At 73.4% G+C, this 14,557-nt stretch carries 12 protein-coding genes and 4 tRNA genes; 11 read left to right on the top strand and 5 right to left on the bottom strand.

Going from position 1 to position 14,557, the window contains the following annotated elements:
• Positions 1-25 precede the first annotated feature (25 nt).
• The 7 genes from RH864_RS12160 to RH864_RS12130 all read left to right on the top strand — a co-directional run bounded on the left by RH864_RS12160 (position 26) and on the right by RH864_RS12130 (position 6,815).
• Positions 26-610, top strand: coding sequence for a D-glycero-alpha-D-manno-heptose-1,7-bisphosphate 7-phosphatase (locus RH864_RS12160; protein WP_310517824.1), 585 nt, complete (start codon positions 26-28; stop codon positions 608-610).
• Positions 607-1,710: a glycosyltransferase family 9 protein gene (locus tag RH864_RS12155; RefSeq protein ID WP_310517823.1), complete on the top strand. Its 1,104-nt coding sequence runs from the start codon at positions 607-609 to the stop codon at positions 1,708-1,710. Before RH864_RS12160 ends, RH864_RS12155 begins: the two co-directional genes overlap by 4 nt.
• Positions 1,707-2,723 (top strand): glycosyltransferase, encoded by a 1,017-nt coding sequence (locus tag RH864_RS12150; protein WP_310517822.1) that lies wholly within the window; start codon positions 1,707-1,709, stop codon positions 2,721-2,723. The genes RH864_RS12155 and RH864_RS12150 overlap by 4 nt, the downstream gene beginning before the upstream one ends.
• 28 nt (positions 2,724-2,751) lie before the next feature.
• The gene (locus RH864_RS12145) at positions 2,752-4,053 is read left to right on the top strand and encodes a glycosyltransferase (RefSeq protein ID WP_310517821.1); all 1,302 of its coding nucleotides are present in this window, start codon (positions 2,752-2,754) and stop codon (positions 4,051-4,053) included.
• Positions 4,050-4,700 (top strand): D-sedoheptulose-7-phosphate isomerase, encoded by a 651-nt coding sequence (locus tag RH864_RS12140; protein ID WP_310517820.1) that lies wholly within the window; start codon positions 4,050-4,052, stop codon positions 4,698-4,700. Before RH864_RS12145 ends, RH864_RS12140 begins: the two co-directional genes overlap by 4 nt.
• A complete protein-coding gene (locus tag RH864_RS12135) occupies positions 4,697-6,055 on the top strand; it encodes a PfkB family carbohydrate kinase (protein ID WP_310517819.1) in 1,359 nt (452 codons plus the stop codon). The genes RH864_RS12140 and RH864_RS12135 overlap by 4 nt, the downstream gene beginning before the upstream one ends.
• A gap of 64 nt (positions 6,056-6,119) precedes the next feature.
• Positions 6,120-6,815 carry an SDR family oxidoreductase gene (locus RH864_RS12130; protein ID WP_310517818.1) on the top strand — a complete coding sequence of 232 codons (696 nt, stop codon included), beginning with the start codon at positions 6,120-6,122 and terminating at the stop codon, positions 6,813-6,815.
• Here RH864_RS12130 and RH864_RS12125 read toward each other — a convergent pair.
• Entirely contained in the window at positions 6,745-7,914 is a 1,170-nt protein-coding gene (locus RH864_RS12125; RefSeq protein ID WP_310517817.1) for a glycosyltransferase family 9 protein, read from the bottom strand. The genes RH864_RS12130 and RH864_RS12125 overlap by 71 nt on opposite strands.
• 152 nt (positions 7,915-8,066) lie before the next feature.
• Between RH864_RS12125 and rfaE2 the strand changes: the two genes are divergently transcribed.
• Positions 8,067-9,587 (top strand): D-glycero-beta-D-manno-heptose 1-phosphate adenylyltransferase, encoded by a 1,521-nt coding sequence (gene rfaE2, locus RH864_RS12120; RefSeq protein ID WP_310517816.1) that lies wholly within the window; start codon positions 8,067-8,069, stop codon positions 9,585-9,587.
• 51 nt (positions 9,588-9,638) lie between these two features.
• Here the strand turns inward: rfaE2 and RH864_RS12115 are convergent, their stop codons facing one another.
• Positions 9,639-10,832, bottom strand: coding sequence for a hypothetical protein (locus tag RH864_RS12115; RefSeq protein ID WP_310517815.1), 1,194 nt, complete (start codon positions 10,830-10,832; stop codon positions 9,639-9,641).
• Between the two features lie 169 nt (positions 10,833-11,001).
• Here RH864_RS12115 and RH864_RS12110 point away from each other — a divergent pair, with 169 nt between their 5' ends.
• Positions 11,002-12,399 (top strand): amino acid permease, encoded by a 1,398-nt coding sequence (locus RH864_RS12110; RefSeq protein WP_310517814.1) that lies wholly within the window; start codon positions 11,002-11,004, stop codon positions 12,397-12,399.
• A 92-nt stretch (positions 12,400-12,491) separates the two neighbouring features.
• On the opposite strand, the gene RH864_RS12105 is transcribed toward RH864_RS12110, so the two are convergent.
• The 3 genes from RH864_RS12105 to RH864_RS12095 form a co-directional block, all read right to left on the bottom strand.
• Positions 12,492-12,566 (bottom strand) — tRNA-Val (locus RH864_RS12105).
• 21 nt (positions 12,567-12,587) lie between these two features.
• Positions 12,588-12,661: transfer RNA gene (locus RH864_RS12100), tRNA-Cys, on the bottom strand.
• Positions 12,662-12,715: 54 nt separating this feature from the next.
• Positions 12,716-12,788: transfer RNA gene (locus RH864_RS12095), tRNA-Gly, on the bottom strand.
• Positions 12,789-13,072: 284 nt separating this feature from the next.
• On the opposite strand from RH864_RS12095, the gene RH864_RS12090 reads away from it, so the two are divergent.
• Positions 13,073-13,148, top strand: a tRNA-Val gene (locus RH864_RS12090).
• Between the two features lie 400 nt (positions 13,149-13,548).
• Positions 13,549-14,557: DUF222 domain-containing protein (locus RH864_RS12085; RefSeq protein WP_310517813.1), on the top strand; the 1,009-nt coding region annotated here is incomplete at its 3' end.

The raw sequence follows: 14,557 nt of genomic DNA, 5'->3' as shown, positions 1-14,557 counted from the left end.
CCGGCGTCCGCGGGAGGGAGGTTTCATGAGCCGGCCCGGTGGGGAGTACCTCACCATGGCTGGTGCTTCAAGGGGGGACGCCGCGGCGCCCGCGGCGGTGCTGTTCGATCGCGACGGCACGCTGATCGTGGACGTTCCCTACAACGGCGACCCCGGTCGGGTCGTCGTCATGCCGACCGCGCCGGCGGCGGTCGCCCTGCTCCGCGCACGAGGCATCCCGGCCGGTGTGGTGACCAACCAGTCGGGCGTCGCTCGCGGACTGGTCACGACGGCGCAGATGGCGGCCGTGAACGCCCGGGTGGACGACCTGCTCGGCCCGTTCGACGTCTGGGCGGTGTGCGAGCATGCGGCGGAGGACGGCTGCGACTGCCGGAAGCCCGCGCCGGGGCTGGTCCTGCGTGCCGCCCGCGAGCTCGGCGTCGAGCCGTCGCGGGTGGTCGTGATCGGCGACATCCAGGCGGATGTCTCGGCGGCGCTCGCGGCGGGCGCGCGGGCCTGGCTCGTGCCCACGCCGGCGACCCGGCCCGCCGAGGTGACGGCCGCGCCCGCGGTGGCGTCGACATTGCTCGAAGCGGTGTCGGCCGCGCTCGCGCAGGAGGTGCCGTGGTGAGCCGCACGGTGCTGGTCGCTCGCCTGGACAGTGCGGGCGATGTCCTGCTGTCCGGGCCGGCCGTCCGCGCGATCGCGGCGAGCGCCGAGGTCGAGCTGCTGTGCGGTCCGCGTGGCGCCGAGGCCGGTGCGCTGCTCCCTCGCGTCGCGCGCACCCACGTGTGGGCGGCACCGTGGATCGTGGAGCCCGCTCCCCCGGTGACGCCCGCGCACGTGCAGCAGCTCGCGCAACTGGTCCGCCGCGTCGACCCCGACGAGGCCATCGTGCTCACCTCCTTCCATCAGAGTCCGCTCCCGCTCGCGCTCCTGCTGCGCCTCGCCGGTGTGGGCCGGATCACGGGGGCGAGCGTCGACTACGCCGGGAGCCTGCTCGATGTCCGACTCCGCCCGGGCGAGGACTTCCCCGAGGAGCAGTCCGAGGTCGCCCGGGCCCTCGGCATCGCGGCAGCCGCCGGCTACCCGCTTCCCGCGGGCGACGACGGGCGGCTCGCCGTGACGGCACCGCCCGACACCACGGGGCTGACGGGCCGCGACCCGTACGTGGTCGTCCATCCCGGGGCTGCGGTCCCGGCCCGCATGTGGCCGGCCGGCCACCACCGGGCGACCGTGCGGCTGCTCCGCGACCGCGGACTCGACGTCGTCGTCACGGGCTCGGGCACCGAACGCGCGCTCACGGCCGAGGTCGCGGGCGGCGCCCGGTTCGACCTCGGAAGCGCCACCGACCTCGGCGGGGTGACCGGCCTCGGCAGCGTCACCGACCTTGGCGGGGCCACCGACCTCGCGGGGCTCGCCGGGGTGCTCGCGGGCGCCGCGGCCGTCGTGGTCGGCAACACGGGCGCCGCGCATCTCGCGGCCGCGGTCGGCACCCCGGTCGTGAGCCTGTTCTCGCCCGTGGTGTCCGAGCGCTGCTGGCGGCCGTACGGGGTGCCCGTGGTGGTGTTCGGCCGGACCGACGCCGGTTGTGCGGGCACCCGTGCGCGCAGCTGCCCCGTGCCCGGGCACCCGTGCCTGTCCGACGTGACGCCGGCGGCGGTCGCCGACGCGGTGGTCGCGGTCGCCCGCACGCACGCGACGACCGCAGCGGAGGTGGTCGCCGGATGAGGATCCTGATCTGGCATGTGCACGGCGGATGGATGGACGCGTTCGTGCAGGGCGGCCACACGTATCTGCTGCCGACCGATCCGCGCCGCGGACCGTGGGGGCTCGGGCGAGGGGGGCGCCCGTGGCCTCCCGGCGCGGTCGAGGTCGACCTCGGCGAGCTGCACGACGAACAGATCGACGTCGTCGTCCTGCAGCGGTCCGATGAGCTCGCGCGCGTCGAGCAGCTCACGGGCCGGCGACCGGGTCGGGACGTCCCCGCCGTCTTCCTGGAACACAACACGCCCAAGAGAGAGCCGGTCACCGAGCGGCATCCGCTCGCCGATCGCGACGACGTGCCCATCGTGCACGTGACGCACTTCAACGACGTGGTGTGGGACTCGGGCCGTGCACCGACCATCGTCATCGAACACGGGGTCCCGGACCCCGGTCGACGCTACACGGGCCGAATCGACCGGCTCGCGTTCGTGTCGAACGAGCCCGTGAGGCGCCGCCGGATCGTGGGGGCCGACCTGCTGCCGCGGTTCGCCGCGGGGTCCGGGATCGACGTCTTCGGCATGGGAGTCGGCGAGCTCCCGGCGGCCCTCGGGATCGATCCGGTGCGGGTGCGCCCGATGGGCGACCTGCCGCCGGCGGAGCTGCACGCCTCGATGGCCGACCGGCGCGCGTATCTGCATCTGTCGCGCTGGACGTCGCTCGGACTGGCGCTGATCGAGGCGATGATGCTCGGCATGCCCGTGGTCGTCCTGGACGCGACCGAGGCCGCGAGGGCGGTGCCGCCGGGTGCCGGGTTCGTCTCCACGAGCGTCGACTCGCTCGTCGCCGCCGCCCGCATGCTCGTCGACGACCCGGTCGAGGCCACACGGCTCGGGGCCGCCGCACGCGAGGCGGCGCTCGACCGCTACGACCTGGGCCGGTTCCTGCGCGACTGGGACGTCCTGCTCGCCGAGGTCGTCGAGCACGCGGCACGACGGGCACGCACGAGGAGGCCCGATGGATCGGCCGGGCCCGGATGAGGCGCCGGTCACGGAAGGAAGGGACGACATGCGCATCGCCATGATCTCCGAACACGCCAGCCCGCTGGCCACGCTCGGCGGCGTCGACGCCGGCGGTCAGAACGTGCACGTGGCCGCGCTGTCGACCGCGCTCGCGCGGCGCGGACACCACGTGCGGGTGTACACCAGACGCGACGATCCCGATCTGCCGCCGATCGCCGGGTTCGCCGACGGCGTCGAGGTCGTGCACGTCGACGCCGGACCGCCGGCCCCGCTGTCGAAGGACCTGCTGCTCCCGTACATGTCCGAGCTCGCGGCCGGAGCGTGCGCGGACTGGACGGACTTCGGCCCCGATCTCGTGCACAGCCACTTCTGGATGTCCGGCGTCGCCGCGCTCGCGGCCGCCGACGGCTGGTCCGTCGCGAACGCGACCATCCCCGTCGTGCACACCTTCCATGCCCTCGGCGTCGTGAAGCGCCGCCACCAGGGCGCCGAGGACACGAGTCCACCCGAACGCGAATGGCTCGAACCCGACGTCGGCCGTCGAGCCGACGAGATCATCGCGACGTGCTCGGACGAGGCGTTCGAGCTGCGCAACCTGGGTGTCCCCCGGCGCAGCATCACCGTCATCCCCTGCGGCGTCGACCTCGATCACTTCTCCCCGGACGGACCGGCGGAGGGACGCCGAGCACGGTACCGGGTGCTGAGCGTCGGCCGGCTCGTGCCCCGGAAGGGCGTGGGCACGGTGATCGAAGCCGTCGCCGCGCTCGTGCACCAGGGCGTCGACGTCGAGCTCGTCGTGGTCGGCGGCGGGTCCGGGGCCGACGACCGCACGGATCCCGAGCTCGAGCGTCTGCGCGCCATCGCCGAGCGGTCCGGCGCGGCCGGGCGCATCGACCTGCGCGGCCGGCTGCCGCAGGCCGAGCTGCCCACGCTCTACCGGTCGGCGGACGTCGTCGTGTGCGCGCCGTGGTACGAGCCGTTCGGCATCGTGCCGCTCGAGGCGATGGCGTGCGGCGTTCCCGTCGTGGCCTCGTCGGTCGGCGGGCTCATCGACAGTGTCGTGGACGGCAGGACCGGGCGTCACGTGCCGCCGCGAGACGTGGAGGCGATCGCGTCGGCGGTGCTCGGCCTGCTCGAGCACGAGACCGAACGTGCCAGTCTCGGGGCGAACGGCCGTCGCCGGATGCAGAGCCGCTACTCCTGGGATCGGATCGCGGCCGACACCGAGCGGTGCTACCGGGCCGTGATCGCGCAGTCGCGAGGGCCGGCGCGCCCGGATGCGCGCGCGGCCGGCGCGGCCGACGGCGGCGCGGCGGCGGCGGGCCGGCGGAGCGGGGCCGGGCGATGACCATCCCGCACACGGCCCCCGCGACCACCGCGTACCGACTGGCGCGCTCCATCACCGCGCACACCCGCGGGCTGCGTCCCGTGCTCGACGCCCTCGAGCTCGAGGCGCCGAGGCTCGCGGCCTGGGCCGTGCACCTCGCGGCCCGGCTCGGCGACGGGCACCGCCTGCTCGTCGCGGGCAACGGCGGGTCGGCGGCCGAGGCGCAGCACCTCGCCGCCGAGTTCACGGGGCGCTTCCGCGAGGAACGCCGGCCGTTCGCCGCGCTCGCACTCAACACCGACTCGTCGGCCGTCACCGCAATCGGCAACGACTACGGCTTCGAGCAGGTCTTCGCGAGACAGGTGCTCGCGCACGCGAGGCCGGGCGACGTGCTCCTGCTGCTCTCGACGAGCGGGGCGAGCGCCAACCTCCTCGCCGCCGCGGACGCGGCACGCCGCGCGGGCGCCACGCGATGGGCGATCACCGGCCCGGCGCCGAACCCGCTCGCGACCGTCTGCGACGACGTCATCGCACTGCACGGGACGGCCGCCAATGTGCAGGAGGCCGAGCTCGTCGCGGTGCACGCACTGTGCCTCGCGTTCGACGCGGCGATCGGCGGGGCGATCGACGCGGCGATCGCCGCACCTCCGACCGGAGCGGTCCGATGAGGATCGCGGTCGTCGGCGACGCGCTCCTCGACGTCGACCTCGACGGCGGCGCCACGAGGCTGAGCCCGGACGCCCCGGTCCCCGTCGTCGACGTGGTGCGTGCGCGCGATCGCGCGGGCGGCGCAGGACTCGTCGCGACGCTGCTCGCGCGCGACGGGCTCGACGTACGGTTCGTCACGGCGCTCGGCACCGACGCTGCGGCGGATCGGCTGCGGGCGGCGCTCGCGGGTGTCGACGTCGTCGAGGGGCGGCTGCTCGGGCCGACGCCCGTGAAGACCCGCGTCCGCGCCGACGGGCACGCGGTGGCGCGGCTCGACGAGGCCTGCCGCGAGGTGCCCGCCCTGCGCCTTCCCGACACGGCGCGCTCGGTGCTCGAGTGGGCCGACGCGATCGTGGCCGCCGACTACGGCCGTGGCGTCCTCGAGGATGCGGCGCTCCGCCGCGCGCTCGCGGACGCCGCCGCCGACCGCCCGATCGTGTGGGACCCGCATCCACGCGGCGCGGTGCCGATCGCCGGCACGGCCCTCGTCACGCCGAACGCCGCGGAGGCATCGGCGGCGACCGGAGGCCGCGTGACGAACGTCGCCGAGGCCGTCCCGGCGGCGACCACGCTGCGCCGGAGGTGGAGCGCGGGCGCGGCGGCGGTCACGCTCGGCCCGCTCGGCGCGGTGCTCGCCGACGGCCGTGCCCTGCCCGGTGTGCTGCCTGTCAGTCCGGTGCACGGCATCGATCCGTGCGGGGCCGGGGACCGGCTCGCCGCCGAGGCGGCGGGCGCGCTCGCGCGCGGGGCCGATGCCCACGAGGCGATGCGGCTCGCGGTGGATCGGGCCGCCGAGTTCCTGCGGGCCGGCGGCGTCGCGATGCTCGACGCCGACGCGTCCCTGGTCCCCGTACGGAACAGCTCGGACCCGCTCGGGGTCGCCGCGGCCACGCGTGCCGCGGGCGGCACCGTCGTCGCCACCGGCGGATGCTTCGACCTGCTGCACGCCGGCCACGTGCGGACGCTCCAGGCGGCCCGCGCCATGGGCGACTGCCTCATCGTCTGCCTCAACTCCGACGCCTCCGTGCGCCGGCTGAAGGGCCGCGGACGGCCGATCATCGCCGAGCCCGACCGGGTGGACCTGCTGCTCGCGCTCGCCTGCGTCGACGCGGTCCTCGTGTTCGAGGAGGACACCCCCGTCGGCGCACTGCGCCGGCTGACCCCCGACCTCTGGGTCAAAGGGGGCGACTACCGGGACCGCGCGATCGCGGAGACCCGCGTGCTCGAGGAGTGGGGCGGCCGCGCGGTCTCCGTGCCGCACCATGCCGCACGCTCGTCCTCCGCGCTCGCGGCCGCACTGGAGGCCGTCGGATGACGCCCCGGCCGGCCGGCCGCGACCGCCATCGTTCCCGCACCACACCCACGGAAGGAGAGTCCACATGCCGGACCACACGCCACTCGGACGCATCGTGATCACCGGCGGCGGTGCCGGACTCGGCGCTGCCGTCGCCGACGCCGTCGCCGCCGGCGGAGGCACGCCCGTCGTCGTCGACCGAGTGCTCCCACCCGGCGCACGACACGAGACGCATGAGGCGGATGTCTCGGACACGCGCCGCCTCGAACACGTGATCGCCGGGATCGCGGCCGACGGCGGCCTCGACGGGCTCGTCACGGCGGCCGGCATCGACCGCCCGGGGCGCCTCGACCACGTCGCCCCCGACGCATGGGAGCGGGTGATCGCGGTGAACCTGCTCGGCACGGTCGCGGCGGTGCGTGCCGCACTCCCCCACCTCGAGGCATCCGCTGGGCGGGTCGTGACCGTCGCCTCGACGCTCGCCCTGTCCGCGGTCTCGGACGCCACCGCGTACTGCGCGTCGAAGTTCGGCGTGCTCGGCTTCTCGCGTGCGCTCGCCGCGGAGACGAAAGGGCGGGTGGGGGTCACGACCCTCATCCCGGGAGGCATGCGCACGAACTTCTTCGACGACCGCGAGGAGCAGTATCGTCCGGGCGCCGACGCGCGGCTCAGCGATCCCGCCGACGTCGCCTCGGCCGTGGTCTTCGCGCTCAGCCGGCCGCCGGGCGCCGAGATCCGCGAACTGCTCGTCTGTCACTCCGAAGAGAGCTCGTGGCCATGAGCTGACGCGCGTCCGCGAGCACGGGCGCCACCTTCACGTCGGCCACGAACGAGACGTCGTGCTCGCACCGCGGCGCGGTCCAGCCGACCTGGGTGACATCCGCCCCGCAGACCGGGCAGCGCACCGTGAACGAGAGGTGCACGCGATGCCGCGCGCGCGAGAACGGCGCGGCGTTCACGACGTTGCCGAACCAGAAGACGCCGACGGTCGCCGCCCCGACCGCCTGCGCGAGATGACGCGGGCCGCTGTCGTTGGCGATCATGACGTCCGACGCCGCGGCGAGCGCGGCGGTCTCGCCGATCGTGAGCCGGCCGGCGAGCACCGCGATCCGATCGCCGGCTGCGCCGTCCCTGAGTCCGCGCACCTCGCCCGCGATGCGCTGGGCGAGCTCGCCGTCCGCGTCGGACCCGATGAGGCGCACGTGCGCCCCGTCGTCGAGCAGTGCGGCCGCGACCTGCGCGAAGCGACCCGCCGGCCAGCGCCGTCGCGGATCGCTGGCCCCGGGGTGGATGGTGACCAGCGGCCCTTCGTCCTGCGGGACGAAGGGCTCGATCGCGGCGCGCTCGGACTCGGTCAGCACGATCTGCGGCTCGAGCGTCACCGGCGGCGCCCCGGCGAGCGCCGCGACCTCGAGCCAGCGCATGACCTCGTGCTGGTAGTACACATAGGGCAGCGTGCGGTCGAGTCGCTCGGCGTCGTCCGTCGCCAGACCGACGGTGTGCCCGGGGGCGAGGGCCAGGAGGAACGGGTTGGCGTAGCGGCCGCCGCCGTGCAGCTGCACGCCGAGGTCGATCGGCCCGTGCCGGGCCAGGCGCGCGCGGAACTCGTCGACACGATCAGCCGACTCGTCGTGCCCGGGGTCGCGGATTCCCGGCGCCACGGGGAGGACCTCGACGTGCGAGACCGGGGACAGCCGGCCGCGCAGGAGCTCGGCGTGCAGCGGGCTGCCGAGGAGCGTGATCTCGGCATGGGGGTAGGCCGCGCCGAGGGCGTCGATCGCGGGCAACGCGACGACGAGGTCGCCGAGCCCGCCGCCACGCAGCACCGCGATGCGCCGGACACCGGGGAACGGGCGCTCGGCGACGGCCACGACGGACACGGATCCTCCTCGGTCGAACGGCACGGCCGGCGGCACCGGCCGCACGTCCTGGCTGGGACCGTGCCCGATCGGAGGCCGTCTGAAACCCCGAGGTGCCACCGAATCCCGAGCTCGGCGCATGGTCCGGACCCGCAACGGGTACGTCCCCCGCCATGAGCACGCTCGAGACGATCCCCGCACGCCTGGCCTCGCTCGCACCGGTGCTGGTCGTCGCCGGTGACGCGATCCTCGACCGGTGGTGGATCGGGACGAGCGCCCGCCTCAGTCGCGAGGCGCCCGCGCCCGTCGTCGACGTGACCGAACGCCGGACCGCGGCGGGCGGCGCCGCGAACGCGGCGCTGAACGCGGCGGCGATGGGCGCTCGGGTCAGGTTCGTCGGCATCATCGGCGCGGATGCGGCGGGCGACGAGGTCGTGCACCTGCTGCGCGCCGCGGGCGTGGACTGCACCGGTGCGCTGCGACGTCGCGGTGTCGTCACGACGGTGAAGACCAGGATCGTCGCCGACGACCAGGTGCTCGTGCGCGCCGATGAGACCCACGCGAGCGGCGGCCCGGCCGCGGCGGTCCTCGCTTCGACCGATGCCTCAGAGCGCGGAGCCGATCTCGGCGGCGATCTCGGCGGCGAGCTCGCCGATGCGCTGGCCGCCGCGCTCGACGGCGCCGAGGCGATGCTCGTGAGCGACTACGGCGGCCCGTTGCTCGTGCCGGCGGTCGAGCATGCGGTCGCCGTCCGGCGGCCCGCGCACGTCGTCGTGGACGCGCACGAGCCGGCGCACTGGCGAGGCATCCGCCCCGACGTCGTCGTGCCGAACGCGCTCGAGGCCGCCGCGCTGGTGCGCGAGACGTGGCCCGCAGGGCGGGAACGCCTCGACGCCGTGACCGCCGCGGCCGACCGGCTGCTCGACGCCGCGGGCGCCGAACACATGGTCGTGACCCTCGACCGCGACGGGACCGTCGTGCTGCGGCGCGGCGCGGCCCCGCTCACGACCTTCGCCCATCCCGTGGCCGAGAAGTTCGCCTCGGGCGCCGGGGACACGTTCGCGGCGGCGCTCACGGCCGCGCTCGCGATCGGCGCGCCGATCGGCGACTCCGCCGGGATCGCGCAGTGCGCCGCCGACGTCGTCGTGCGCGCGCTCGGCACGTCGGTGTGCTCGGCCGCCGCGCTCGCGGCCGAGGCCGGCACACCCCGGCCCGCGATCCTGACCTCGGCCGAGCTCGCGCACGTGGTCGCCAGGGACCGCGACGACGGGCTGCGCATCGTCTTCACCAACGGATGCTTCGACGTGCTGCACCTCGGACACACCTCGTATCTCCGCGAGGCGAAGCGCCTCGGCGACCGCCTCGTCGTCGCCGTCAACGCCGACGCCTCGGTGCGCCGGCTGAAAGGCCCCGGCCGCCCGGTGAACGACGAGATCGACCGCGCCGGCGTCGTCGCCGCGCTCGAGTGCGTCGACTACGTGACGCTGTTCGACGCCGACACCCCGATCGCGCTGATCGAGGCGTTGCGGCCCGACCTGTACGTGAAGGGCGGCGACTACACGCCGGACATGCTCGAGGAGACGCCCGCGGTGCGCGCCTACGGGGGCGAGGTGCGCACCGTGGGGTATGTGGAGGCGCACTCCACGAGCGCGGTCGTCGACCGCATCCGCTCGCAGAGCGGCGAGCCGTCGTGAGCACCTGATCGCCGCCCCGTCGCGCCGAGGATGGGCGGGCCCCGACGTGGGCTACTCGGCGCGGACCGGAGCCTTCGAGCCGGGCGTCCGCCGGGACACGGCTCCGGCGAGCAGCGCAGCGGCGAGCACGGCCTGAACCAGGAGGCCGAGATACCAGGTCGGCGTGGTCCGTTCGACGAGGGCAGGCACGGTCGACGCCGCGTCCTGCCCGTCGATCGTGCACGCGTCGAGCGTCTCGGTCGTCTCGCCCGCGATCTGTGCCTGACGTACGCCGAACGTCACCATCCCGAACAGGTCGGCCGGGCTCTGCATGCTGCCCTGCCAGGTGAGCGGGGCCGCGTCGGCGACCAGCACGAACGGGTTCGGGACGAGCACCCACCAGGCGAGGTCGAGGCGGGCGCGATCGGAGGTCGTGGTCTGCCAGGCCTCGCACGTGGTGACCCCCTCACCGTCGGCATCCTCGACGCAGTCGCTCGCACCGTCGGCCAGCGCCTCCTCGCAATCGGCGATCAGGTCGGTGGACGACCAGCTCACCCCGCGGCTCTGGGTGACCACCTCGTGCCGGACCAGGTTGCCGACCAGGGCGAAGATCAGCACGGTCCCCACCGTGAGCCCCACTACCACGGCGTACGCCGCGGCCACCGACCTGCCGGGCCGGGCGATGACCCCGCTCAGACCGACGGCGACCGCGGCGAGCAGCAGGATCTCTCCGATGAGGATGGCGACCGAGCCGATCACCACGGGCGCGGCGACGCCGCCGGCCACCGCGACGACGAGCAGGATCGGCAGCGCCAGTGCGACGAAGGCGAGGCTCGTCACCCACTCGGCGAGCAGGGCGCCGATCACGGTCGCCGCGGCGCGGGCGGGCGCCGCGGGGCGGGCTGGCGCCGTGGGGCGGCCTGGCGCCGTGGCGCCTGCGGGCGAGCCGTTGAGCGCCCGGCCCTGCACGGCAGGTCCGGCGAAGATCGCGAGCAGCAGCAGCCAGAAGACCACCGACGAGAAGATGAGCGGACCGGTGTCACCACCGCCCGACAGCGTCGCGAACGCCCAGGCGATGACGGCCGACAGCAGCGTGAGCGCGAGCAGCACGATGGCGTAGACCCCGAGCAGCACGAGGAAACGCCGACTCGCGAACCGGCGCCGCAGACGTTCGACGGCGATCGCGCCCGCTCCGCTCGCGCGCGGCGGTGCCGCGCCTTCGCCGGGTCGCTCGCCTCGTCGCTCCTGCAGATGCTCCGTCCCCATGCGCTCACCATAGGGCGCCGGATGTCTCGGGCCGCGGAACGCCCGTAGTACTACCTACCCGGGTCGGCGCTCCGTTTCGCATGCACGGATCGGAATGTTGTTATATTGGTATTGCTGGCGGCTCTTCTGCCACGCTCCCCGACCGCTCTCAACGGAAACCACGGCAGCGATGACTTCCCACCTCCGCGGCGTACTTCGCCGCCGTCACATATCGATGATCGCGATGGGCGGGGTCATCGGCGCCGGACTCTTCGTCGGCTCTGGGAGCGTCATCCATCAGGCGGGCCCCGTCGCGGTCGTGGCATACCTGCTCGCGGGCGTGCTCGTGCTGCTCGTCATGCGCATGCTCGGAGAGATGGCGGTCGCCATGCCCGACACCGGATCGTTCTCGTCGTACGCCGACCGAGCGATCGGCCGATGGGCCGGGTTCTCCATCGGTTGGCTCTACGCGTGGTTCTGGGTGGTCGCGCTCGGGATCGAAGCCACCGCCGGCGCCATCATCATCCACCGCTGGACGCCGGACCTCCCCCAGTGGATGCTGGCGTTCGGCCTCATGCTGGTCCTGTCCATCACGAACGTCGTCTCGGTGAAGTTCTTCGGGGAGTTCGAGTACTGGTTCGCCGGAATCAAGATCGCGGCGATCGTGATCTTCCTCGTGCTCGGTGCGCTCGCGATCGGTGGGCTGCTCCCGGGTGTGACTCCTCCGGGAATCACCAATCTGTTCGAAAATGGCGGCTTCGCCCCGAACGGCCTCGCGGCGGTCGTGCCCGCGTTGCTCGTGGTCGTGTTCTCGTTCTTCGGCTCGGAGATCGCGACGATCGCGGCGGGTGAGTCCGAGAACCCGGCCGCGGCGGTCCGCTCCGCCGTGCGAGCAGTGGTGTGGCGGACGCTGATCTTCTTCGTGGGGTCCACGTTCGTCATCGTCACCGTCGTCTCGTGGGACAGCCCAGCGGTGCAGGCCAACCCCTTCGTGGCGGTCATCGAGTCTTACGGCATCCCGGGGGCAGCGGTGATCATGGATGTCGTCGTCCTCGTCGCGGTCTTGTCCTGCCTGAACTCCGGCATCTACACGGCCAGCCGGATGCTGTTCTCCATGGCCAAGCGCGGTGAGGCACCGGCCCGTCTCGGAACGCTCACCTCGACCGGCAACCCCAGAAACGCGATCATCGCCTCGTCCCTCGTGGGATTCGCGATCGTCGCGTTGAACTACTGGTTCCCTGAGGCGGTGTTTCTGTTCCTCGTCAGCTCCGCCGGCGCGATCGCGTTGTTCGTGTGGCTGGTCGTGTGCGTCGCCCAGCTCCGCTTGCGACGCCACCTGGAACGCGAGAACCGATTGCCGGCGACCAGGATGTGGCTCTTCCCGTATCTGACCTACGCGACCATCGCGGCGATCCTTGGGCTCATCGCCGGCATGGCCGTCCTTCCGGAGACCCGCCCAGCGCTGGGCGCGAGTCTGGTCGTCGCCGCGGCCATCGTGGCGATCGCGCTCTTCAGACGCCGCGCACGGAACACGACTCGGAATGACTCCGCGGACGACCCTCGTCCGGCACTCAGTCGATCCGCCTGAGCTCGACCGCACGCGAAGCCGGATCCACGGCATGCGCGCTCCGGGCCGAGCCCCGGAAACGCGAAAGACCCCCGGCGAACCGGGGGTCTTCGTGGTGGGCGATACTGGGATCGAACCAGTGACCTCTTCCGTGTCAGGGAAGCGCGCTACCGCTGCGCCAATCGCCCAAGTCGAGGAGAGCCTCTCCTTGGAGGTGGATACGGGATTCGAACCCGTGTATACGGCTTTGCAGGCCGCTGCCTCGCCTCTCGGCCAATCCACCGTGTATGGGTTCACCACCAGAAGAACAGAAGGGGCTTTCGCCCCGACTGATCAGAGCGGATGACGAGATTCGAACTCGCGACCCTCACCTTGGCAAGGTGATGCGCTACCAGCTGCGCCACATCCGCGTTGCCCGCATTTCTGCGTGCAGAGAGACTCTAACCGATGATGTGAACGAATCACAAACTGAGGGCGACCGCCCTGGAATCCATCCCGGTCATCGGCCGAAACCGACCGCGCATCCCGGGCGTGTCCGGCCCTCGGCGAGGCATCCGGACGCCCTCGCGCGAGCCGCCGCCGAGAGGTCGGCGCACCCGCGCCGCGCACGATGTGCAATCGTGCCCGAGCGTCGGCTAGTATCGAACCCGCGGCCGGCAACGGTCCGCGATTCTGAGGGGCTTCCCGCCCCGATGGGCGATTGGCGCAGCTGGTAGCGCGCTTCCTTCACACGGAAGAGGTCGTCGGTTCGAGCCCGGCATCGCCCACCATTCACCAGACCCCGTCGAGACATCCGACAGCTTCGCGGCGACCGCGCGCATCTGATGTTGTGCGCCGGCCTCCGACACCCGAACCTTCGGGGGCGTCCGGACCGCGTCTCATTCCGTAACCGCGACCAACCGGAGACCCATGCGCACGCGCGGCCTCATCATCTTCGGCACTAGCGTCGGCGTGGTCGCCTCGGCGCTGATGTCGGCGTGCTCCCCTTTTCGTCAGCCGGGCCTACTGGGCCGGGCCCTCTTCCACGAACCCACGGCGCGCGGCGTCGACTCCGTCGTCGGGGAGCTCGGCGTCCTAGCGAACACGGCTGACTGGTCGCGCTCGACCTGAATGCTCGCGGGCTGGAGGTCCGGAGGAGCGATGTCGGTGGGTGCGTGGATACTACTGGACATGAGGAACTCGTCCATCGATCGGCTCAGGGCCGAGCTCGGCACGCTCGCCGAGACCTGGTCGGGCGCGCTGCCGGCGTTCGGCCCTGACACGATCGGTGCTGACACGGTCGGCGCCGGGGCGGGCGGTGCTGAGGCGGGCGGTGCTGAGTTCGAAGCGTTGAGCGGGCCGGGTCTGATCCGGGTGGTCGAGGCGATGACGCATATGCGGCGTTCGTTGGACGCGGTGCTCGCGCGTGCGGCGGACGAGGTCGCGAAACGGTCCGCGCCGGGGTTCGGTGCCGAGGGGCTCGCGAAACAGCACGGGTACGCCTCTCCCGCGCGGCTGGTCGCGGCCGCGACCGGTGGCGCCCAGGCCGAGGCGTCCCGGCTGCTGGCCGTGGGCGAGGCGACCCGGGCACGGGCGTCGTTCACCGGCGAACACCTGCCGGCGAAGTTCGCCTCAGTACGGGCCGCACTCGATCACGGCGCGGTGAGCATCGAGGCCGCGGCCGCGATCACCGGCATGCTGCGCCGGGTCGAGCACCGCGCCGAAGCGGCCCTGCTCGCACCGTACGAGCAGCGACTGGTCGAGTTCGCCGCACGCGAGCCCCTCTCGCTCGTGCTGCGCGCGGTCAAGACCGCCGAAGCACGACTCGACCAAGACGGCGCCGCCCCAGCCGACGAGCGGATGTTCACCGAACGCGCCCTGACCCTCCACGAAGACCAGCACGGCATGTTCCACCTCCGCGGCCGCCTCGACCCCGTCACCGCCGCCCCGATCAAAGCCGCCCTCGACACCCTCGTCAACGACACCCTCACCCGCCGTAACCCCGGCACGACCAGCACGAACGGCGCGACCGGCACATCCGGCACGTCCGATGCGATCGGTGCAGCGGGTGCGACCGGTGCGGCAGGCTCGTCCGATGGGCCGGTCGTCGACGACGACCGGTCGATCCCGCAGATCCAGGCCGACGCCCTCGCCGAACTCGCCAGACACGCCCTCGGCTGCACCACCGGGCCAGGCACCA

The sequence above is a fragment of the Agromyces aerolatus genome (genome assembly GCF_031432255.1).
Classification (GTDB): domain Bacteria; phylum Actinomycetota; class Actinomycetes; order Actinomycetales; family Microbacteriaceae; genus Agromyces.
This window is presented reverse-complemented; position numbering and strand designations above follow the sequence as displayed.